This is a genomic window from Rhodopirellula bahusiensis, from assembly GCF_002727185.1.
In the GTDB taxonomy this organism is placed as follows: Bacteria; Planctomycetota; Planctomycetia; order Pirellulales; family Pirellulaceae; genus Rhodopirellula; species Rhodopirellula bahusiensis.
This window is the reverse complement of the sequence record NZ_NIZW01000002.1, coordinates 270,118-291,715: the sequence shown is the minus strand read 5'-3', so window position 1 is coordinate 291,715 and position 21,598 is coordinate 270,118. Positions and strand designations below refer to the sequence as shown.

The following is a 21,598-nucleotide window of genomic DNA, read 5'->3' as shown; positions in this document are numbered from 1 at the left end:
GCCGCAATCTGACTGCAAACCGAGTTTTGACAATATTCATTTCATTTTTCACAGCAGAATATTCGCAGGCCCTGACGCAAAACGCTCGCTCCTAGCACAGCATTGCGTCAATTGTGCACACGTGCCCCCGCAGGGAAGATCCATCACACCCCACCTCGGCAAAGTTTCTTAAGACAACTCGTTCCGACGCAACTGACTGAATCCTCGCCAAGAAAGCGAAGGATCAACCAATCAATCGAATGTCGTGTTGCTGCCTTTGAAAGGAACAGGAATCCGTTGCGATGAATTCGACCGCTTCCGGATACAAGTCGCGGAACTGACCGCGGCCGGAGAACCAAGGCATGTGAATGCCTGGACCATGAATTCACTGCTCCGACTATTTTCTGGGCTTGTTTCATGGCCGCGGGATTTGATACCCCGACATGCCTGGAACCAGACTTTCGCCAGGATGAAGCGAAAGACACGCAAAGGAATGCGAACGATGGAAATTTTCGGCAAACGAATTGGCTACCGACTCACCGGTGGAATCGCGACGATTCTTCTCGGAGCTCTCGCCGCCGCGCAAGCTCAACGCAGTAACCTTCCCAGTGACGTGGACCTGGCCGATCAGAACGTGCCAACCCTCGACGCTCCCCGCTGGCAATCCGAAATGCCAGCACCGATCTCGATGCCCGGCACGAGCGAAACGGGTCCCAACGACACCGCGCCGCAAAACTTCCTCGCGGCTTTTGACGACTCGTCGGATCCAGGTGCGATTCACCAAGCCGGCTACTCCGACGAAACCTACGTGTCGCAGCCAGTCGAAATGGCCAGCCACAACGAATCGCTGGACAGTCTATCGCCGTTGTCGATTCCGGAACCCGCACCCCAAGTAGCGGCTTCGCAAAGCCCGACTGCTGAATCCGGCCCAAGCATGACCATGCCAGCGATGGCAATGGAAATGCCGCCGATGGATGCGCCTCCCGCCGACGCCCCGGTGAACTCGATGCCTGAAGCCGACCTGTCGATGACCGGTGGATTCGGAATGCCTGACATGAACATGTCGATGACGATGCCGGCTGAACCAGAAGCAGCCGCTCCATCAGACGCACAAAACAACGCTGGCCCAGCGATGGCCATGCCCGCGATGGCTTTTGGCGGCATGCCCGCAGTCGGCCAAGCGATGAGCAACGAACGCCCTTCCGACATTCCTGTCAACGACATGCGAATGAACGACGGTCCCGCGATGAGCGGAATGGCTGAGCCGATGCAGATGCCAGAACCGGCGTCCATGGGGAACGCCCCGTTGCCGAACTTGCCAGCACCTCAATCTCAATCAGCCGCGACGTTCGCTCAGCCAGGCGACTCGCCGTATGGCTCGATGCCCGGCGACGCTCTTGACCAAATGCCAAACGACATGGCTCCCGAACAACCAGGCCAGTTTGGTCAGCCTGAACCAATGAACGCCAACAACATGCGTTCAGGAAATGACGCGAACTACAACAACGACCTTCGCTCCGCACCGGCCGCCGAACCTTACGGAGCCCCCAACCAATTCGCTGGGTCGGACCAATTCGCTGGTAGCGACCAGTTCGGTTCGCCTGAGCCATCGGCTTATGGAGCCAACGCACCCAACGATAACTTTGCTCGTGGCAATGCAGCCTACGAAGAACCGGCACCTGCCGCTTCAACTCGTTTTGCAAGCCAACGCAATCTCCCAGCTTCCGGCTACGCAGCCCCAGGAGCCGGCAATGAGTATGCAGGCAACACGTCCATCGCTGCACAACCAGCCGCTTACGCGATGCCCGGCGAGCGTCGACTGGAAGGCATGCAAACACCAAGCATCGTCATTCACAAAGAAGCACCACCGGAAGTCAAAGTGGGACAACCCGCGACCTTCAAACTCAACGTTCAAAACGTCGGAACCGCGGAAGCCTTGGGCGTTCGAGTTCACGACACCATTCCCGCTGGCATGCGTTTCAACGATGCCTCCGGTAATCCCGTCATGCAAGGTGACGCGTTGATGTGGGAACTCGGTGCCTTGCCAGCCGGCGAACAACGCATCATCACGATGAACCTGACGCCCGTCGAAGAAGGCGAACTAGGCAGCATCGCTCGCGTCACATTCGAAGCCGCCGCCTCGGTTCGAACTCGCAGCACACGCCCCGAACTCAAAGTCACTCAGCACGCACCCGCAAAAGTCTTGATCGGCCAACAACTCGAAATCGAGCTCGAAGTGTCCAACGTCGGTTCGGGTGCAGCCACCAACGTTGTCCTTCGCGAAGATGTTCCAGAAGGCATGGATCACCCCGGCGGACGTGAACTTGATTCGTTCTTGAATACACTTCGTCCCGGCGAAGTCCGTCGCGAAGTCTTGCGGATGCGAGCGGTTGAACCGGGCGTCATTCGCAACACCGTTGAACTGGTGTCCGACGACGCGGAACCGACCAGCCACACCGTCGAAGTCGAAGTCGTTGCTCCGGCAATTGATGTCCGTCTGACCGGACCAGGCTTGCGATTCCTGGAACGACAAGCGACCTACGAAGTTGAACTGATCAACCGCGGCACCGCACCAGCGACCAACGTTGAAATCATTGCTCGTCTCGACCGCGGATTCACTTTCGTCGGAACCGAGAACGCTGGCTATTACGATCCAAATCGTCACGCCGTCCTTTGGTCCGTCGCGTCCTTGCCACCGGGCAAACCCGCCAAGGTGCCGTTGACGTTGCTGCCAGTGGAAGAAGGCGAACAAGCGATCCAGTTGGAAGCTTCCGCCGACCTCAATTCACGAGCAACCAGCGAAAGCACCGTCCGAGTGGAGTCACAAGCCGAACTCAGCTTCAGCATTTCGGACTTGGCCGACCCGATCGAGCAAGGTGCGGAAACGACCTATGAAATCCGAGTCCAAAACACTGGCTCGCGAAACGACTCCAACGTCCAAGTTCGTTTGATGGTTCCACGTGGCATGGAAGTGCTGGGAGCCGACGCGGAAGTTCGTCCGGACGGTCAAGGCGGAATGGTCTTCGCTCCTGAAAACGAACTACCCGCTGGATCGGAACTCACCTATCGCATTCGTGTCCGAGGCGACGCCGCTGACACGCACCTCGTAAAAGCAATCGTGACCAGCGACCAGTCGCCCAAACCGGTGACCAAAGAAGAGTCGACCATGGTTTATGCGGATCGCTAGGAACCGCGAGTCGATCATACAACTCCTATCTCGGGTGGTTTCATCACCCGAGACGGCGACCTACAGTATCTACTGACGGGTGATTGGCATCCGTCCACTGACTGTTTGTTTGCCGCGGAGGATCGCCCGTGAGTGATCGCGTCCTGATTGTCGAATCCGATGCTGATGCACGCGATGAATTGGTGCGCATACTGGATGACGATTCTCGCGAAGTCGTCGCGGTGAAAAGCTGTGATCAGTCACTAAAGGAATTGCAACTTGCTTCCTTCGACTTGATCATCACCGAACTTCCGAAGTGCAAATCGTTGACCCCAGATTCGGGTGACTCCAGCTCCCCATCCAGCGACGCCGGCACCGCCGCGATCCGCTGGGTCGAAAAATTGCGAGCCGCGGCCCCGCGAGTTCCCATCATCTTGATCACACGAGAAGGCGCCGAACCAGTTGCTGGCGAAGCGTTGATGCGAGGAGCCGCGACCTACATTCCTTTGCACCTCGCAGAGGAAGGCTTGGTCGATACCGTCGAACAAGTCCTCAAGGTCAGCCGGTCGGCATCCCAAGCCACTGACATCGATCAGTGCGTTTCGCGAATCAAGTTGGAACTTGTCCTGCCCAGCCACGAACAACTCGTTCCCGCCGTGATCGCGAGGCTGGAACAAGAACTCGAACAACTGCATTTGTTCGACGAGATGGCGTGGACACAAATCGCAATGGCGCTCGACGAAGCCATCCTCAATGCGATGATTCACGGCAACTTGGAAGTTGAATCGGCGTTGCGCGAAGTCGACGAGGGCGAAGCCTATCAAGAAAAGATCCGTCGCCATCGCGAACTGCCGCCGTACTCCGACCGTCGTACCTACGTGACGCTGACCGCCACTCGCAGCCAAGCCGTCTTTGTGATTCGCGACCAAGGTCCGGGCTACGATGTTTCGGCGCTGCCCGATCCGACCGACCCTGCCAATTTGGAATCCATCGGTGGACGCGGCTTGCTGCTGATCAGTGCGTTCATGGACGAAATCCATCACAATGAAATTGGCAACGAACTGACGATGATCAAACGCAAACGATCCGACAGTTCCGCGCTGTGATCGCCTGCCGTTCTACTTTCCAGTTCGTTTTGCAATTGCCATGACCCCGGTGCACCCCGGCGATCGATCTTCCGCGGCCATGCTGCGGAAGCAAGAGGCCATCGAGCAATCGATGTGTTTCGGGCGATCGATTCGTTGGCCTGTCCTGCAAGTCGTCGGCGTTGAAATCTCCGTCGCAATGTCGTTGCCGCTCGGACTGTTTGCTGCCATCGCGTTTGGCGTGTCCGCTCATCTGACCGACACGACCGCATCGGCCAACTGGCAATCGCACGCACACTGGATGGCGTGGCTGATCGGCTTTTGGCTGATGGGTCTGCTGATTCAAACGACGATCGCGGTTTTTCATCAACGCAGCGCCGGCGTCCATCGCGGCGGCTGCATCGTTTCGATCGGAGGTGTCTGGGCAGCCCCGACTCAACGCCCTCATGGAATTTCAGTTGCTGGCGTCCTGATGATTTGGTCGCTCTGCATGCTCGCACTCGGGCTTGGGTCACTCACCCTGATTGGCGTCTCGCTGATAACGATTGACGCGCCGCTCAAGGGAGATGCCATCGTTTGGCTGGATGATCCATGGGCCGCGGCCGCTTGGCTGTGGTGCCTGCAAGGCGTTTGGAATTTGCTGCCACTGCCGCAGTCGCTCGGTCGAGTCGGTTGGGCCTTGGTCTTTGCATTGTTCGGTGGAGGCCCCACGCACGACCCTCGAATCTGCCTTCGCTCAATGCGGGCTTGGATCATCGCGATGGCATTGCTGACTTTGGTCGGTGGCAACTTGCTTCTCAGTACCAGTGGAGTGACGTCGCAAGCGGGCGGTATGGCGTGGCCAGCCGTGACCGGTGTGGTCGGCTTGTCGCTTTGGTTGTTCACCTCCGCGGGATCACCTGATTTAACGGCGATCTATGAATCGATTGTGAGAAGAGCCGAGTACACCGAAGTCGGCGAACGGAATGTGATCGGTCGTTTTCGAGGCCGGTTTGGCCCGCTGGCAACTTGGCGTCGATTCCGAGCCCGCCGGGAGGACGCCGCGAAGCATCAACGGCTCCGCGAAACCATGCAAAGAGAGCACCGCGAAGCCGATGATGCGTCCCGAGTCGATGAAATATTGCAACGCTTGCATCAAGACGGAGTCGCGTCGCTGTCGCGTGACGAGCGAGAATTGCTTCAGAGAGTGAGCGAAGCGCTTAAGAATGAGCGTCAGGACATCGAACGAGACGTTGACTCCCAAGAGTAATTGTTAAAGGCAGAACAATTAAACGGGGGGTACATGCATCCACCGCAACCTATTCGGATTGATTTCCAACCTGGTGTCATCGAAGTGGTACGGTTTTGCATGTCCATCACATCCTCACCATCGATAACCGACGTCGATCCGCTGCATGCCAGCGTTTTGGCCGGAGTCTGCGTTGCCGAGCGTGCTGCTGCTGAAGCGGCGAGCATCGGCACGGACACTCTCGATGCGATGGAACGAGTCAACAAAACACTTGTTGATGACATTGAACAGCTTTCGATCTCCCTTTCGGACAAGTTCGAAGAGATCCGGCTGATCCATGATTTGACTGCGAATCTGGAACTGGAAAGCGATGCGGATGACATCTGCATCGACATGCTCAAACAACTTTCCGTTTGCGTTCCGTGGAAAACGGCCGTGGTCGAGCTTTGCCCGGAAGACGCGGAATGTGTCGTCAACGAACCCGACCGATTGATTGTCGGCGAACCGATCAGCTCAAGCGAGTTGGAATCGATGATCGCCGCCTCTTGGCGACACGCCGCCAAAACAGATGGCATCGTTCGCGACATCACGATCGTCAATCACAGCGACGAACCAAGATTGAACGGTCATCGCATGATGATCCTTCCAATCCACCGTGGCGGAACTCACCTGGGTCGACTGATCTCGGTCCGCACGACTGACCACCCTGAATTCACCACCGTCGACATCGACTTGGTGCGTTCCGTTCTGATGATGTTGTCCATGCACTTGGTCAACCAACGTCAGTACATCGAGATGCAATCGATGCTGGAAGGAATGGTCCGATCCCTGGCATCCGCGCTCGACGCAAAAGACGCCTACACATGCGGCCACAGCTCTCGTGTTGCCGACCTCGCCGTCGCGCTATCACGGCGACTGGGCATGTCCGACCAAGATTCCGATTCGCTGCAGTTGGCTGGCATCCTTCACGACATCGGCAAAATCGGCATTGATGACTCGGTCTTGAAAAAGCCCGGTGCATTGACGGATGAAGAGTTTGACCAGATCAAACGGCATCCGGTTTTGGGATACGAAATCTTGAAAGGGATCCGCCCCTTCCGACACATCCTTCCCGCTGTTCGCCATCACCACGAATCATGGGATGGCCGCGGTTACCCCGATGGTCTGTCAGGCGACAACATTCCGCGAGCCGCACAAATCCTGGCCGTCGCAGATTCGTTCGACGCGATGGTGAGTGACCGCCCGTATCGCCGCGGCATGCCACTTGATAAAGTCCGCAAGATTTTCCGCGAAGGTCGCGGGAAGCAGTGGGCATCCGATGTCGTTGACGCCCTGCTCAGCAATGAAGAATTGATGATTCGATTCGCTGAGAACTACCAGTCTCCGCCGGAAATTGATTCCTAAGCATGTTCTTGATCGCGGTCGACGAAGCCGGCTATGGCCCGAAACTCGGACCGCTGGTGATCGCCGCGACGCGATGGGAAGGCCCCACGCAATCGGCCGAGTGGAACGACTCGATCGCCAAGATGTGGGAAGTCATGAAGACGCCGGTTCGAATCGACGGCCAACTCATTCGAGTCGATGACTCCAAACGCGTCTTCCAAAGTCGCACTCAGCGACGTGGTGACACTTCCCCGCTCGGAAATCTGCACCGCGTCCTCTCTTTCGCCCATCGCTCCATGGGCAAAACCGAATCCAATTGGCAAGCACGTTTGCCGAGGTTGATTCCCGATGACCTCGCATGCGTGGCGGCAATTCCGTGGCTGGCCGACATGCTGACACCGGGTCGCTGGTTAGATGAACTTCCCGACAAATGGTTGTCGGAAGAATCCATCGCGCCGGCAACTCAGGCTTGGTCAATTCCCGAGTGGAAAATGACCGGCGCGAGAGCTCGGCTGGTCACGGCAAAATCCTTCAACGCATTCTGCGAACCTTCGGTGGCGGGAACCTCCGCCAACAAAAGCGATTTGCTCGGCGAGACCAGCCTTGGTTTGGTCGCGTCCATGATGGAATCCAAAGAACTGGACTCGCACACTCATGGACAAATCTTCTTCGACCGGCACGGTGGCCGACGCTACTACGCGGGAGTCATCGCGGCGACCTTCCCCGATGCAAACGTTCGCGTGGTGGATGAAACCAGTCGCTGCAGCGTTTACGATGTCCAAACCGAAACACACCAACTGAGAATGCACTTCACCGTCAAAGGTGACTCCTTTGTTCCCGTTGCCATGTCGTCGCTTCACGCCAAGTGCCTCCGAGAAATCGCGATGACGTTTCTGAATCGATACTTTGAGGACCGATGGGTCGGCCACGAACCCTTTCAAGCCACCGCGGGTTATCCGGTCGACGCGGATCGCTTTCTCGCGGCAGCCACTTCGACTCTCGACGCGCAATCCATTGCGACGACCGATTTAATTCGATGCCGCTGATACGCCACATCGCCGTCCTAGCATTCGCAGCTACCTGCATCGCCGATCGTGCATCGGCAGAAGTCCCACCGGTCGAGAAGGCAAACGAAGCGAAGACTGGCGAAATCAGAATGTTGCGCCCGGACTTGATCCTCCAATCACTCGCGTCGCCGGAATCACCCGTCCGCCGCGAGGCGCTGATTGATCTAGGTCGTTGCTATGCGAAGAACCCGAGCCTGATTCCGGGAGCAATCCAACTACTTCGCCGTTCAGCCAATGACCCGGCGTTTGACGTTTCACTCGCGGCCGTCGAAGCAGCCGGCTTGATGGGCACCGCTGAATCATTCCTCGCAATCGCCGACGTCTTGCGAGCCCCACACACTCCGGCGGAAGCCGCAAAGATACTCGACGCGATCGACTCTCCATCGCTTCGACCCTTTTGGAAATCATCGGATCCATACCGTGTCTCCAATTTCATCGACAACCTGAATCAAAAGGCACAGCGACAGCACACACTGGCTGACTTGGAAGCGATCACAATCCCAGAACCAACACCAGGCGTGATCTCATCCGGTCGCGAAGCATTCAGGACCGCACGCTGCGACGCGTGTCACCGAGTCGCCGGATACGGCCGAGCAACTGGCCCCGACCTTCGTGGCATCGGGATGTGCTATTCCAACACAGAACTGATCCGCCACATCCTGCAACCGTCTTTGGATTTGCATGATGTCGGTCGCTTTGAAAAGTTCTTGCTCTCGGATGGTCGCGTGATCACCGGCCGAGCTGCATCGACCGACCAATCACAACTGCGGATCCAAACCGATCTTTCCAATCCAGAATCCGTTGTCACGATCAATGCGGCGGACATTGAACAACGGCAACCGTCCAAGGTTTCCCCAATGCCGGTCGGTTTGCTCAACTCGCTGACGCCAACCCAAGTTGCTGAGCTGGTCGTGTACCTACGCAGCGACGGCGGTCGACTCGCGCCACCCGCTGCCTCGCACGAACACTGAACAGCACGGCAAGGCCGTCCTCTTCCCTGGCCCCGGCGATCATCGGAAAGCGAATGACCGGCGGCTGAAGAAATACGTCGGACGCCAGGCCGTTGCTGCCGGCGCAAAGAAAACGGCAACCCAAATTGGATTGCCGTGATTTGATTCTGAACCCGACGGATGCCGGCGATCGACCGAGCTGGCTCAGCCCGACTTGCGGACGGGTTCGCCACTCATCGACGAATGCGATGCTGGCGTGTCACGCAGCAACTTCGTGTACTCGTCGACGCCTTCTTGCTCTTCTTTCAGGATGTCTTCCAGGAACACAACCAAGCTGCGTTGTGGCTCTGCCAACTCGATCGCTTGGGTGTACATCTCGACAGCCTTGGCTTCGAAGTCACGGCTGAACTCGAGAACTTCAACCAGATTCTTGCTCTGCTTGATCTCGTTTCGCGTGGCGACGGGAACCCCGCCGAGTGCCGAGATCTTTTCGCCGACCAATTGAGCGTGCCCGAAGGATTCCTTCGCGTCGCCCAAGAACTTGTCGGCGTAAACCTCACGCCAAACGCCTTCGATGATGAAGGAAGCCTGGGAGTACTGAGCGACTCCGGTCCATTCGTGCTTGAGGATTTCGTTGAGTTGGTTGATCAGTGCTTCGCTGGCCATGAAATTTCCTTGTGGTGGTCAGTGCGGGATTCGTTGGACGCTAAATCCAATTCGTTTTCTCAATCAAAGCTTCTCAAAATTCTCCTCCCCCGCACACCCCGATACGACCAGCTGCGCTCCATGACTCCGCAAATCTGCCACCGCTAAGAAGCCTCCGCACCCGCACCGCGATGGCATTTCGACACGCCTTCCTTCGCCCAACAATGAGCGTGATCGAGCACAAACGAAATTGATTTCAGAAAATATTGTTTGGCAAATTCTGAAACGGCAATCGACATGGACACTTCCATTTCAGCCACTTTCGCGACGCCCAAAAAAGAGGCAGCCTCGCCGACCCCCGCCGAGACAGGGCCTGCACAAAAAACACGCAGCCCCAACTCGGTGACGTAAGTCCCATTGCTAGCAAAGGTTCCGAAGCCACGTTTGATCACCCTGAAGGATAGCACCACGTCCCAAACGACCCGTGCACTTTCAACCCAACTCGCTCACGACATGACGTCATCGCCTTCGCACCGAACTGATTTCACTGACACCCGGCAAGACTCTTCGTCGCGAGCGAAAGAAAATTCAGTGGAACAGGTCCGGGCGAATGACGATCCTCCGGCTGTTTACGCCAGCGACTTGGCTCGGCCCACGGGCTCCGCATCTTCAGCTACCAAGGCGAAGGTCCAGGCGGTCACACCGACGACTGGCTCATTCAAGCTGTCGCCTTTCGATCCCGACATGCCCTACGAAGATCGCCCGGACATGGTCCTGAAACTGGCCGCGGAAGTCTTCGCCCAAACCGGAAGCTGGGTCGTTTTCTATCGCGAGATCATGGGCTGCGACGGAGTGGTTTGGAAACTGTTCCCAGACGCTGCTCAACGCCGCCACTTCGAATCCAGTCCTGAGTTCGCGGAATTGCTCGAGATCATGACCTCGATCCGCAGCCAAGACAATTCGAAGACCAGCCTGCATGAACCCGAGCGAATGATCACGGTTCGCCTGCCTCGCTCGATGCACTCAACCGCGGTCAACGAAGCTGCGGAACTCGGCCTGAGCATCAACAGCTACTGCCTGACGAAGTTGCTGCAACCCATCAACAAACGGTTCACTCCCGAAGAAGTCGGCCCCCGACGCGGACGTCGCCCCGGACCTCAAATCCAAGTCGAGAAAACCGCCACCGGCGAGATCTCGATGCAACGAATCCGAGTGCCATCGAAATCATCCAAATCGAACTCCAAGCCTGGCCGGAAACCGAAAAAGTAGTCGCGAACCTGTTCCGAACTGCGACGTCCTTCCGGAACGCAACTGATCCGTCTCGCGGCAACCGCACCTTGCTCCCGACCAACTGACCCCAGGCAACTCCGACGTGGCACGCAACGAACAACTGATTCGCCAACACAAGCTCCTGCAACTCCTCGAAGATTCACGCTTTGGCAGAACTCTGGACGAACTTCGCGGCGACCTGATCCTGGACCTGGGACTGTCGACGCTGCACACCCGCACCGTCCGCCGCGACGTCGAGGCTCTGCAAGGCGCGGGCTACGACATCCAAAACGAAGTCCTGGAACGCGGCCGTATCTATCGCCTCGGTCGCAACCACACCGCGGTCCACGAAATCGCGTTCTCGGCGACCGAACTGATCGCCCTCTCGATCGGTCGCGAACTGCTCTACCCGCTGATGGGCACTCAGTACTGGCAGGGCATCGAGACGTTCTGGAACAAAGTCCAAGAAGCCATTCCCGAAGGCGTCTACGAACACTATCAGCGATACCGAAAAGTGCTCTACGTTTCCGGAACTCCGAGCAAAACCTACGAAGCTCAATCGGGAATGCTGAAGTCAATCAATCGAGCGATCCTGGAACACCGTGTCGTCGAGATCAAATACAAACCGATCGGTCGCGAAGCATCCGTGCGTCAGATCGAGCCCTATGGTTTGGCCGTTCATCAAAACAGCATCTACGTGGTCGCCGCGGCCCCCGAGGTCACCGACGAATCCGAACGACTTCGCAATTGGAAGCTGGATCGATTCACCCAGGCCACCGTCCTGGACGAATACTTCAAACCCGATGCCAAGATCAACCTGAACGAGTTCCTTGGAAAAAGCATCGGCATCTTCTCAGGCGACAGCAGCACGCCCGTCAAAATTCGCTTGGGCAATCGATCCGCGTCTTACCTTCGCGAAGACCCATGGCATCCGGAACAAAAACTCGAACCCGTCGACGCCGACGATCCGGCATCCGATACGATCCTGACCGTGCCCGCGTCACATCCTCGCGAACTGCTACCGAAGGTGCTTGCTCTGGGAAGCGACGCGGAAGTTTTGGAACCGGCGGAATACAGACAAGCCGTCGCGGACGTCATTGAAAAGCTTACCCAGACCTACAACGGCTAGTCACATAAGCTCGCCCGAGCAGACGCGGCAAGCAAATCTCCCGGATGAAACGACCGTACGATGGACTTCCAAGTCCGTCGTCCCAACCCCTCAGTCCCAAACGATCTTACAGGCGTCGAAAATCGGGCCTTCCACGCACGTCCGTTTGTAATCCCATTCGCCGTCGTCTTGCTTGACCTTGGCCACGCAAGAAAAGCAAATCCCGATGCCACACGCCATTGGCGTTTCCATCGAGACCTGACAATCGACACCGAGTCGTTCGCAAACTTCGGCGGACTTCTCCATCATGATTTCAGGACCACAGGTGATCACTCGGATGCGAGTGTCCGGACTCTCGGTTTGAATCTCCGTCAACCGATCCGCCAGGACATCCGGGACTCGCGCCGTGCGACCTTCGGACCCGTCGTCCGTGCAAGTCGTCACATCAAAACCGGCGGATCGAAAATCTTCGACGCCCGCCAACAACGAAGCTCGACGAGCCCCATAGATCAGCTCGACGTTCTGAGCCCAACCTCGCTCGGTTGCATCACGTCCCGCCGCGAGCATCGGAGTCTGACCGATTCCGCCGACCGCCATGATCAGCCGATCACACGGCCGATCATCGAAACCATTCCCGAGCGGTCCCCAAACCGTGACCATCGTTCCGACGGGAGCTTCCGACAACGGAATCGTGAGTGCACCCTTTCGCAGATAGATCAAATCGATCGATTCGGGCTGCCCATCGGCGCCGAGGTGGACGTCATAAATCGCGAAAGCTCGACCGATCAACGGTGCGTTGACACCCGTCATGCGAATCATGACAAACTGGCCCGGCCGGAAAGTCCTTGCGATTTCCGGTGCCGCGACGCGAAGCAAATGCGTGTTCTCCGCGATGGCTTCGTTGCGAATCAGCGGTGCATCGACACGCACCATCGCGTCGGCGTAATGGGCAGCGTGCAAGTTGGACATGTGCTCACGGGGTCAAGACTCGAAACGATTCACTCGGCCCGAGAAGTGTACCGCCACTTCGGTTGATCCTCTAGGACGCCCTCAAACGGGCTTGCGGACAAACTCAACACGGGGTGCTTTGGAACCCTGCCGATCGCATCGGAAGAACTCCGCCACGTATCGAACGGGAGTCCTCTGCTCCGGCACCCGAAATCGATCGCCTTTTTGCAACACCGGACGCGATTCCAACATTCCACCGAACTGTTCCGTCCCGGCCGCCTGACACGGGTACCAAGTCCCTGCCAGCTCGCCACGCTCAGGCTTGGCATCCTTCGGCTCGAGATAGAACTCTGGATAGCAATGACCCGGGATCCAAACCATCCGAGCTGGAATGCCAGCGTTTCGACACAAAGCCACAAACAGACTGGTCATGTCTTCGCAATCGCCGATGCCAGTCTTCAATGCATCCGACGCGTCACGAATTGGGCCTTCTTGATATCGCACCTTGTCTCGAACCACATCGTAGATCTGACGCACCTTTTCCCAGTCACTCTCCGGCGCATCGCCTGCCAGCTCCCGAGACAACGCCCGAATGGCCGGATTCGTCGCATCGATCATGGGACTGTTGCCCATGTAAGCTCGCATCTCTCGAGGCAACCTGGCGGGAACAATCAAGTCACCCGTTTCCGTGGGCGCGACGATCGGCTGGCGGACAACCTCCATTTCCACCTCGACCTGCACGGTGCCACCGGAAGTCAAACGCGGGATCGCAACGACGACCTGGCGAGCCCCATCCAATTCGCGAACCGCAACATTGCCAACGCGGCCGTCCACCGTGCGGCCAGTGACAGAGACCTTTTGCTCGGGCCAATCCATGAACACAGGGAACGTTGCCAATCCGGATGTGATGGTCACCGGCGTATCGATGTTCACACCCAATCGCCAGCGAGTTGTTTGCGGGACGGTCAAATCGACTTGCGCCGCAGCAACCGGCGATGCATCGAGTGGCGGCTGCACCGTGCCATCCGTCGCGCCATCTGTCGCTTCATTGGGTGAGCCATCTTGGGCGAATGCATTGCCGAGCGGCAGCGATGCTCCGGCGACCGCAACAACACCCGCTCCCGAACCAACAAGGGATCGTAAACAGGCACGTCGATTCATCTGATTCTTGCATTGAGTCATGCCTCCATTCTAGCTCCCGCCACACCCGACCCCAACGATTTTCCTCGGCCCGTGTTAGACTGTTTGCCCCACCGCCACCACAGGCGATCCATCCCCACTGATTCCCACCCAATATCTCACCATGCGCTGGATCCACCCCCGCCAACTTGCTTCGCTCGCACTCCCCATGCTGGCCTCCGCGATCGCTTTCGCCTCGATCATTGCGACGCCACCGGCTGCCTCGGCCGCGTCTCCCAACGTGATCGTGGTCATGACCGACGACCAAGGGTACGGTGACTTTTCCTTCAACGGCAATCCTTACATCCAGACCCCGGCACTGGATCAGCTGGCATCGGAAAGTGTCCAACTGACCGACTTTCATGTTGCTCCGATGTGCACGCCGACCCGCGGGCAATTGCTCTCCGGCCTGGACGCCTTTCGCAATTCCGCGATCAACGTCAGCAGTGGCCGAACGCTCTTGCGGCACGACTTGAAAACGATGGCCGACGTTTTCCAAGACGCTGGTTACCTGACCGGGATCTTTGGAAAGTGGCACTTAGGCGACAACTATCCGTTCCGTCCCGAAGACCGAGGCTTCGACGAAACGCTTTGGTTCCCTTCGTCGCACATCAACAGCGTCCCTGACTTCTGGGACAACGACTACTTCGATGACACCTACATCCGCAACGGAAAACGAGTCGCACATTCTGGTTACTGCACCGACGTGTTCTTCGACGAAGCGATTGAGTGGGCAAAGCAAGCCGACACGGAAGACTCACCCTTCTTCGCATTCATCCCATTGAACTCCGCCCATTGGCCTTGGTTTGTTCCTGACCAATACCGCGATCGAGTTCGCACGATGATTGGCGACGCCAGCGAACTGAAACAGAAACTCGACAAGACACCCAGCAACCTGGAAGACCTGGTCAGCTTTCTCGCGATGGGACTGAACATCGACGACAACGTCGGAAAGCTCACTCAGTTCCTCGATGACTCAGGAATGGCGGACAACACGATCATCGTCTTCCTGACTGACAACGGCAGCACGTTTGGCCACCACTACTTCAACGCGGGCATGCGAGGCAAGAAAACGCAATTGTGGGAAGGCGGCCACCGCGTTCCTTGTTTGATCCGCTGGCCCAACCAACTCTCCGCACAAAGAGTGGATGACCTGACGCATGTGCAAGACCTGCTGCCAACGCTCGCGAATTTGGCAGGTTGCGCAGATCAACTACCGGGCCCGCTTGATGGCATCAGCCTTTCCGATCGTCTTCGTGGCAATACAGAATCGCTCGCCGATCGGATGCTGGTAATCAACTACAGCCGCATGCCACAGTTCAAAGTCACCTACACGAAAGGCAACCCAGCCATCCCGCGACGCAACGGAGCCGCGGTGATGTGGAAGAAATGGCGGCTGCTCGAGAACAAGCGTTTGTACAACGTGGCGGACGACCTGCATCAGGACCACAACATCGCCCAACAGCACCCCGAAATTGTCGCGAAAATGCGAGACCATTTGTCGGTCTGGTGGGACGGAGTCAAAGACGACGTGATGACACCCGAACGAGTCGTGATCGGCAGCGAGCAAGAAAATCCCAGCCTGCTGACCGCTTGCGAGTGGCTGGATATTTTCGTGGACCAACAAGTCCAAATCCGACGCGGTGTTCGAAAGAACGGCGTTTGGCACCTGATCGTTGACCAGCCTGGCACCTATGAGTTTGCACTGCGCCGTTGGCCCAAAGAGTCGGGGCTGAAACTCGATCAACCCATTCCTATGAAGCAGGTCACTGACGGAACATTCCCCGCCGGTGTTTCTCTACCGATCAAGAGCGGCCGACTCAAGATTGGCAACTTCGACCAAACCAGCCCGGCCGATTCATCTGGCCAATCGATTACGTTTCGAACGCAGCTCTCAGCAGGCCCGATCGAGATGCAAACCTGGATGCTCAACGGCAACCAAGAATCTATCTGTGGTGCCTACTACGTCGACGTCCGTCGCATCGGCGACTGATTTCAACGTCGCGTTCCTGGCAATTTCCCGAGCAGCCCCAGCATCAACCCGAGCAGGCCCATGCCCTCGGATATCACCACGGTTCCCGTTCCAATCCATAAGCTGGGTTCGCTCGGATCGGCACTTTGCAAAGCGAGAAACACAAAGTAAGTGCCGGCCAAAAAGCCGACGATCATCGCCGAACCGAAAAAGAATACGAACATCCATAAAATTGAAAACACGACCACTCGAATGAAAACCAAAACGTTGCCAAAGAACGTCCGAGGCTCCTCAGAGAGGTTGTCCGTTGTCTCACCAACAGAATAGGGATTGGGCTCGGCCGACATCATTGATCTTCGTACGAAGGTGCAAAACGATTTTCAAAAACTCATCCCCAAATCAATCCACCGGCCCCCCAAACCCAACACGCTCCTGAGTCCTGAGTCCTGAGTCCTGAGTCCTGAGTCCTGAGTCCCTGAGTCCCTGAGTCCCTGAGTCCCTGAGTCCCTGAGTCCCTGAGTCCCTGAGTCCCTGAGTCCCTGAGTCCCTGTGGCCCTGTGGCCCTTTTCACTCCCCAACCGGCACATCCACCAGGCAAATTTCCCGATCGCGATCGGCACCTTGTGAAAGAACGGTGCCATCGGGAGTGACGGTGTAGCTCTGACCACCGTAGATCATTCCTTGCCATGGGCCGCCGCTGATACTCCCGACCAAATTTGTACCCACGATCGGGCATCCGATTGTTTTGGCCGCTCTGGCGATGGTGCTGCGAAGAGACGGACCATGCCCCGGCCAGTCATCCGCATTGGCGGCCCAACCATACGGAACCAGCAACAGATCGGGCTTTTTGCTTGCCATACGCTCCACCGTCTCATCATGAAAGGTGTCGGCGCAAATCAGCATGCCGACTCGGCCGAACTTCGTTTCGACAACTTCGACGGTCTCGCCGCGAGTGTACGGTGGACTCATCAAATGAGTCAGCACATTCATCTTGCGATGCTTGAGAATCAACTTGCCTTCGTCGTCGAACAGGACCACCGAATCAAACAATTGATCGCCTTCCTTTTCCGACACTCCGACCGACAAATACACATCGTGCTCCTGAGCAATCTTGGACAAAGCCTCCGTGTCCTTGCCAGGAATGGGCGCCGCCAACTCATGAGCTTTCGCGTTCACCCATCCGTACAACGAGGTCTCCGGAAAGCAAACAATCTCGGCTCCCTTGCCGGAAGCTTCCGCAACAGCATTCTCGATCCGCCGCAGATTTCCCTCGCGATCACTGTCGATGCAATAGATCTGGGCCATCGCAACCCGACAAACCTTCTCGGTCGTCGATGCGTCCGCCGCACCGACCAACGACGGCACTCCCGCAACGACCAGAAACAGAACGGTCGCGGACACACGACAACAAACAGACTTCATAGCGGATAGCTCCCAGGGAAGACTCAAGCGGACCAATACGCCCGCCTTCAATCTAGCTGATCACCACATGGAAGCGATCTGCACCTACGTTCCTGCCGAGAGCAAATCTTCCCTAGGGTCCCAGAAGTGTTGGCCGATGTGCGTTAAGCACCGGTTTCGACAACGCAACCGGGCCTGAGGGCCATCAGCTGATTGCTGGACCTCGAGAAACGGCAACTGGTCAGAACCGCAGCCCTTAGCCGCCCGCTCCGGCCTCTTGCAATCGTGCCATCACACGCTTCCATCCCAAACTCTTTGCGAGCGTATAAGGCGTCATTCCATTGGGGGCTGCCTTCTCCGGATCTGCACCATGCTTCAAGCACACGTCAACTCCGTCCAACGATCCCGCCAATGCCAACTGGTGAAGGAACGTGTAGCCTTCATCGCTTGCTTCGTGAACAAGCTCAGGGTTTTCGGACAACGTCTCTTCAAATGACTCTCGCATGTTGACCGACATCGGATGTTCCGTTGCGGCAACCTTGGCATAGTCCTGCGGCTTGACCTCGGGATGACTAAAACGAGCGAACAAACCTTTCTTCTTTGGAGCCTCATCACCGATGAAGTCCGGAGGGACCACGTTGACGATCCCAACTTCGCCGAAGTCGAAACCCCAAGCTTGATCGTGTTGTTTGCGTTCCGCGTTGCTCATCCGAGCACGCATCAAATCGACTGTGAATCCCCCGTAGACTTCACCGCTGATCACATACATCCAATCGCAAACTTGGCGACCTGGAATCCGAACACGGTCACCCTCGCTGACTGATTTCAACGAAGAGGGCGAGTTGATCAGCGTGCCCTCCACCTTGCGTCCATCGAAGTTGATGTCCATCATCCACATGTGCTCGCATTCCAAAGCATCAGGATCCTGTTCGCGAATTTCGGCCGGGTCCGTGAAGGTTGCCTTCACAGCGGCGAGTTCCAAACCAGGAATGATGCGACGCCGCTCCCACGCCATCTCACGCCAAAAATAGCGAAACGCCTTGCGGGCCTTGGCGGCCGCTTCGTCCATCTCGGAATCGTTTCCTGGCGACTTGAAAACAGGAGATGCTTGCGCTGACATGATCGAACCCCGTCAATAATGATCGAAAGAAATTGGCATACGACGACGCACGGAGGCGAATGCGTGGACCGCTCGATCGCCAACGTGGGGACCCGTCCAAGCCTCAAAGCTCTCTCACCTACATGCCTCGCGATTTGCAATTTGGCATCGATCGATGTCAGGGCGAAGTTGCTCGGAACGCCATAGCTTACCGCATTTGGGCGGGACAATGGGCACCAAGAGTGGGCTCCGTCCCGTCAAGCACCTATAACGACGCACGTTCGCCCGTAAGAGCAACCTCCTACCTCTGGGATCATCTCCGAAATTCGCAAGGTTCGCGTTCGATCCGCCATCGAGATTCACTGTCCGACGTTGAACCTTCGGTAGCATCCGAGCAGCACCATATGCACCGCATACGCCATCAATCCAAACCCAACGACGCCCAGAAGAATTCGACCGTACATTTGGCCAGCAATGGCCGAGAGGGCGTCGCCCATGCCGGCGATCTCACCGTTCCCGGTGCCCTGCCAAGCCGAATGAGCCAAAAAGTAGCCGATGATAGAAAAGGCGATCCCACGAGTGATCAAGCCAATGCGACCGGCATGGAGTGCCGTCGTCCGAAACGCATTACCCATCTCGGCTAACTGGTACTTCGACATGAACTTGGCGTAGTACCCCTTGACCATGAAGTAAATCCCCACACCCACCGTGATCACGCCGGCGATTCCGAGAACGACTTGCCCGACCGCGTTGTCGAGCAGAAACGACGCTTGAGAGGATTCCCCGCTCGACGAACCGCCGGCAAAGCCAAGCGACAGCGAACCCGCGTAACAACCGAGTACCAGGTAGGCGATGCCACTGAACGCATAGCCGCCTCGCTTCAGCAATCCCTTCGCTTCGGTACCGGCACCTTCCGTGTCCTTGATCGCTTGCACCCAACGCCAAGCGGTGTAGCCAAGCAACCCGATCGCGACCAATCCCAGCAAGAACTTGCCGTAGGGTTGCTCGCCGATTTCGCGAATCGCATTGCGAGCCCCGCCGACTTCACCACCCGCGCCGATCGTGACACGAAAAGCCAAGAAACCGACGATGAAATACACCACACCCTTCGCGATGTGCCCCGCGCGTCCAATCGTTTCGACCCAGGATGGCACCTGCGGCAAACGTGCTTCCTGGTAACCGTGCCAAGAGAAACGAGACGTGGCGTTGGCGGACATGATTGAACCTTCTGCATGCGAAATGGATTGAAAACAACGGCGTCGGTAAACCGTCGTTTCATCGTTCGCAAACCCCATACCGATCAGCCTCATACCGATCATTGTTCGGTAAAACGCAACACAGGCCCGCGGTCAGACGACCACGAACCTGCTGCGTTCATGCATGATGATGCGCCATCAGAGTGGCGAGAAATCGATCAGCGTTTGAAAATTCGCGTGGGTTCTTCCGCCGTGATTTTCGAAGAGAGCGATTGGCTGGCCAATTGAGTGGTCAATCGCACCGAACCTTCTCCATCGCCTTCGGCCTTCACGGTGTAAGTCACCTCATCGCCGGGTTGAAGCTTTTTGATTGGAGCGAACTGAATCGAACTTCCTTCTTCTTTCAATTCCGTCGGACCATCAGCCGACACAAACTTCAGCCCATCTGGTAGTTCAGCGGTCAGACGAACGTTGTTGTCGATGGCGTCGCCCTCGTTCCACACTTTGATGGTGTAGGTCACTTCGCTTCCGTTGCTGACAGGATCTTCGTCATCGACGACTGTCAGTTGCAAAGCTGGAAGACGAACGACCTTCGCACGTGCCATTGCCGTGGCTGTTGCTCGCGTTGTCGCATTCTCTTCCGATTTGGCCGGATCGACCGTGCAGACACTGGTCGCCTTCACTTTGGTGGGAATTTCATTCAGTTCCCCAGTGCGAATCGCATAGTCGATCGTGGCACTTTGCCCCGGGCTCAGCTTCTCAATCGTCACCATTTCTTCCGCCATCTTGGGCGAATCTTCTTGCTGCGATTGCTTGTCGTTTTTTCCGTTGCTCGACTTCTTCGAATCCGACTGGTTGTCAGATTTTGCAACGGTTGGCTGGCCTTCGGGCTGTTCCTTCGACTTGTTCTGCTGCGACTGATCGCCTGATTTCAACTCTGGCTCGCTCATATCAGCCAGGTTGGCTGCTTCGGGCCACATCAAGTTGATGCGAACATCTTCCGCGGGAGCGTTGCCCTGGTTGGTGATCGTCGCGGTAAAGTGAGCCAAGTCGTTCCCGTACAAACGATTGGGTCCGTCCAAGGTTGCAACCAAGTCCGCCGAAACGATCTTCGTTTGAGTCTTCTTGCTGCGTGAGCTCAGATCGCTTTCGTTGGCTTTTGCTTCAGCACGGCTTCCGAACTCGCCACTCTTCGCAGCGTAAACGCGAGCCAGGAACTTGCGAGTGTCGCCAGCTTCCAACCCATCGATGTCAAACTTCAACTCGTTCTCACCATCGATCGTGGACAGACCTTCGCCCAACGAATCCGTGATCGTAATTGGGCCAACATCGCCGCTGCCGCCGTTTTTCAGTGTGTATTCCACTTCGATGACGTTGCATCGATTGGCTTCTTTGGGTGCAAACTTAGTCAATTCCAACTGAGGCTTGACTGCCTCGCTGGTCAGGCAGATTGCAGGTTTGTAGCTGACCACTTCCAAGCAACTACGAATCTCGCCTTCTTTATCGGCGACCGCTTGAACGTCAAACTTTCGCGATTCGCCCGGCTTCAGCATTTGAATCACCATTTGATTCTTGCTGCTTTGTTTCTTCTGTTTCTTACCGGACTGAGATTGCTTTTCGTTCTGCTGTTTGCCTTGCCGAGAGACCGATTCAATGGTCAATCCCTCCGTGTTCTTCTGGGCCAACTTCACCTGATGAAGAGTGACCGCGTCAGAGATATTCACGACGTCAACGGTGTAGTTAAAACTCTCGCCGAGGCGAACCTCCTCGGGCATTTGGCTGGACACTTTCAATAGTCCATCGCCGGTCGAGAGCGACGTTTGCGCTTGGGCGGATGGAATCAGCGACGCGGAACAGACGGCCGCTGCTGCGAAGAAGAGACTTCTTCCGAATGAAGTCATGACATACCTCTTGGTAGTTTGG

17 protein-coding genes are annotated in these 21,598 nt (G+C 56.8%); 9 read left to right on the top strand and 8 right to left on the bottom strand.

Going from position 1 to position 21,598, the window contains the following annotated elements:
* Positions 1-448: 448 nt before the first annotated feature.
* The 6 genes from CEE69_RS03825 (at position 449) to CEE69_RS03800 (ending at position 8,879) form a co-directional block, all read left to right on the top strand.
* Complete coding sequence (locus tag CEE69_RS03825; RefSeq protein ID WP_099259412.1) at positions 449-3,166, top strand: COG1361 S-layer family protein; 2,718 nt, start codon at positions 449-451, stop codon at positions 3,164-3,166.
* 128 nt (positions 3,167-3,294) lie between these two features.
* Positions 3,295-4,251 (top strand): ATP-binding response regulator, encoded by a 957-nt coding sequence (locus tag CEE69_RS03820; RefSeq protein WP_099259411.1) that lies wholly within the window; start codon positions 3,295-3,297, stop codon positions 4,249-4,251.
* A gap of 40 nt (positions 4,252-4,291) precedes the next feature.
* Positions 4,292-5,479, top strand: a complete 1,188-nt coding sequence (locus tag CEE69_RS03815) for a hypothetical protein (protein WP_099259410.1) — start codon at positions 4,292-4,294, stop codon at positions 5,477-5,479.
* 99 nt (positions 5,480-5,578) lie between these two features.
* Positions 5,579-6,862, top strand: coding sequence for an HD-GYP domain-containing protein (locus tag CEE69_RS03810; protein WP_099259702.1), 1,284 nt, complete (start codon positions 5,579-5,581; stop codon positions 6,860-6,862).
* A gap of 2 nt (positions 6,863-6,864) precedes the next feature.
* Positions 6,865-7,887 carry a ribonuclease H family protein gene (locus CEE69_RS03805; RefSeq protein ID WP_099259409.1) on the top strand — a complete coding sequence of 341 codons (1,023 nt, stop codon included), beginning with the start codon at positions 6,865-6,867 and terminating at the stop codon, positions 7,885-7,887.
* Positions 7,878-8,879 carry a c-type cytochrome gene (locus tag CEE69_RS03800; protein WP_099259408.1) on the top strand — a complete coding sequence of 334 codons (1,002 nt, stop codon included), beginning with the start codon at positions 7,878-7,880 and terminating at the stop codon, positions 8,877-8,879. The genes CEE69_RS03805 and CEE69_RS03800 overlap by 10 nt, the downstream gene beginning before the upstream one ends.
* A 183-nt stretch (positions 8,880-9,062) precedes the next feature.
* Here the strand turns inward: CEE69_RS03800 and CEE69_RS03795 are convergent, their stop codons facing one another.
* Entirely contained in the window at positions 9,063-9,524 is a 462-nt protein-coding gene (locus CEE69_RS03795) for a ferritin-like domain-containing protein (RefSeq protein ID WP_008652974.1), read from the bottom strand.
* Positions 9,525-10,016: 492 nt separating this feature from the next.
* On the opposite strand from CEE69_RS03795, the gene CEE69_RS03785 reads away from it, so the two are divergent.
* Both CEE69_RS03785 and CEE69_RS03780 read left to right on the top strand, forming a co-directional pair.
* Positions 10,017-10,772 (top strand): hypothetical protein, encoded by a 756-nt coding sequence (locus CEE69_RS03785; RefSeq protein WP_099259406.1) that lies wholly within the window; start codon positions 10,017-10,019, stop codon positions 10,770-10,772.
* A gap of 103 nt (positions 10,773-10,875) precedes the next feature.
* Complete coding sequence (locus tag CEE69_RS03780) at positions 10,876-11,901, top strand: helix-turn-helix transcriptional regulator (protein WP_099259405.1); 1,026 nt, start codon at positions 10,876-10,878, stop codon at positions 11,899-11,901.
* A 90-nt stretch (positions 11,902-11,991) separates the two neighbouring features.
* Here the strand turns inward: CEE69_RS03780 and CEE69_RS03775 are convergent, their stop codons facing one another.
* Together CEE69_RS03775 and CEE69_RS03770 are read right to left on the bottom strand one after the other, a co-directional pair.
* Complete coding sequence (locus CEE69_RS03775; RefSeq protein WP_099259404.1) at positions 11,992-12,849, bottom strand: dihydroorotate dehydrogenase electron transfer subunit; 858 nt, start codon at positions 12,847-12,849, stop codon at positions 11,992-11,994.
* 81 nt (positions 12,850-12,930) lie between these two features.
* The gene (locus tag CEE69_RS03770; protein ID WP_099259403.1) at positions 12,931-14,010 is read right to left on the bottom strand and encodes a transglutaminase-like domain-containing protein; all 1,080 of its coding nucleotides are present in this window, start codon (positions 14,008-14,010) and stop codon (positions 12,931-12,933) included.
* A 121-nt stretch (positions 14,011-14,131) separates the two neighbouring features.
* Between CEE69_RS03770 and CEE69_RS03765 the strand changes: the two genes are divergently transcribed.
* Positions 14,132-16,000, top strand: a complete 1,869-nt coding sequence (locus tag CEE69_RS03765; RefSeq protein WP_099259402.1) for an arylsulfatase — start codon at positions 14,132-14,134, stop codon at positions 15,998-16,000.
* Between the two features lie 2 nt (positions 16,001-16,002).
* Here the strand turns inward: CEE69_RS03765 and CEE69_RS03760 are convergent, their stop codons facing one another.
* The 5 genes from CEE69_RS03760 to CEE69_RS03735 form a co-directional block, all read right to left on the bottom strand.
* The gene (locus tag CEE69_RS03760; RefSeq protein WP_233214596.1) at positions 16,003-16,329 is read right to left on the bottom strand and encodes a hypothetical protein; all 327 of its coding nucleotides are present in this window, start codon (positions 16,327-16,329) and stop codon (positions 16,003-16,005) included.
* Positions 16,330-16,546: 217 nt separating this feature from the next.
* Complete coding sequence (locus tag CEE69_RS03750; protein WP_099259701.1) at positions 16,547-17,335, bottom strand: carbon-nitrogen hydrolase family protein; 789 nt, start codon at positions 17,333-17,335, stop codon at positions 16,547-16,549.
* Positions 17,336-17,636: 301 nt separating this feature from the next.
* Positions 17,637-18,500, bottom strand: a complete 864-nt coding sequence (locus tag CEE69_RS03745; protein ID WP_233214594.1) for a DUF2314 domain-containing protein — start codon at positions 18,498-18,500, stop codon at positions 17,637-17,639.
* Positions 18,501-18,838: 338 nt separating this feature from the next.
* Entirely contained in the window at positions 18,839-19,696 is an 858-nt protein-coding gene (locus tag CEE69_RS03740; RefSeq protein WP_099259699.1) for a DUF1206 domain-containing protein, read from the bottom strand.
* Positions 19,697-19,893: 197 nt separating this feature from the next.
* Entirely contained in the window at positions 19,894-21,576 is a 1,683-nt protein-coding gene (locus tag CEE69_RS03735) for a COG1361 family protein (protein ID WP_099259698.1), read from the bottom strand.
* Positions 21,577-21,598: the final 22 nt, after the last annotated feature.

Excerpts from the sequence above, each read along its gene's own strand:
- CEE69_RS03825 (WP_099259412.1), top strand. The coding sequence starts at position 449 with ATGAAGCGAAAGACACGCAAAGGAATGCGAACGATGGAAATTTTCGGC.
- CEE69_RS03815 (WP_099259410.1), top strand. The coding sequence starts at position 4,292 with ATGACCCCGGTGCACCCCGGCGATCGATCTTCCGCGGCCATGCTGCGG.
- CEE69_RS03810 (WP_099259702.1), top strand. The coding sequence starts at position 5,579 with ATGTCCATCACATCCTCACCATCGATAACCGACGTCGATCCGCTGCAT.
- CEE69_RS03805 (WP_099259409.1), top strand. The coding sequence starts at position 6,865 with ATGTTCTTGATCGCGGTCGACGAAGCCGGCTATGGCCCGAAACTCGGA.
- CEE69_RS03800 (WP_099259408.1), top strand. The coding sequence starts at position 7,878 with ATGCCGCTGATACGCCACATCGCCGTCCTAGCATTCGCAGCTACCTGC.
- CEE69_RS03795 (WP_008652974.1), bottom strand. The coding sequence starts at position 9,524 with ATGGCCAGCGAAGCACTGATCAACCAACTCAACGAAATCCTCAAGCAC.
- CEE69_RS03785 (WP_099259406.1), top strand. The coding sequence starts at position 10,017 with ATGACGTCATCGCCTTCGCACCGAACTGATTTCACTGACACCCGGCAA.
- CEE69_RS03775 (WP_099259404.1), bottom strand. The coding sequence starts at position 12,849 with ATGTCCAACTTGCACGCTGCCCATTACGCCGACGCGATGGTGCGTGTC.
- CEE69_RS03770 (WP_099259403.1), bottom strand. The coding sequence starts at position 14,010 with ATGACTCAATGCAAGAATCAGATGAATCGACGTGCCTGTTTACGATCC.
- CEE69_RS03765 (WP_099259402.1), top strand. The coding sequence starts at position 14,132 with ATGCGCTGGATCCACCCCCGCCAACTTGCTTCGCTCGCACTCCCCATG.
- CEE69_RS03760 (WP_233214596.1), bottom strand. The coding sequence starts at position 16,329 with ATGATGTCGGCCGAGCCCAATCCCTATTCTGTTGGTGAGACAACGGAC.
- CEE69_RS03745 (WP_233214594.1), bottom strand. The coding sequence starts at position 18,500 with ATGTCAGCGCAAGCATCTCCTGTTTTCAAGTCGCCAGGAAACGATTCC.
- CEE69_RS03740 (WP_099259699.1), bottom strand. The coding sequence starts at position 19,696 with ATGTCCGCCAACGCCACGTCTCGTTTCTCTTGGCACGGTTACCAGGAA.
- CEE69_RS03735 (WP_099259698.1), bottom strand. The coding sequence starts at position 21,576 with ATGACTTCATTCGGAAGAAGTCTCTTCTTCGCAGCAGCGGCCGTCTGT.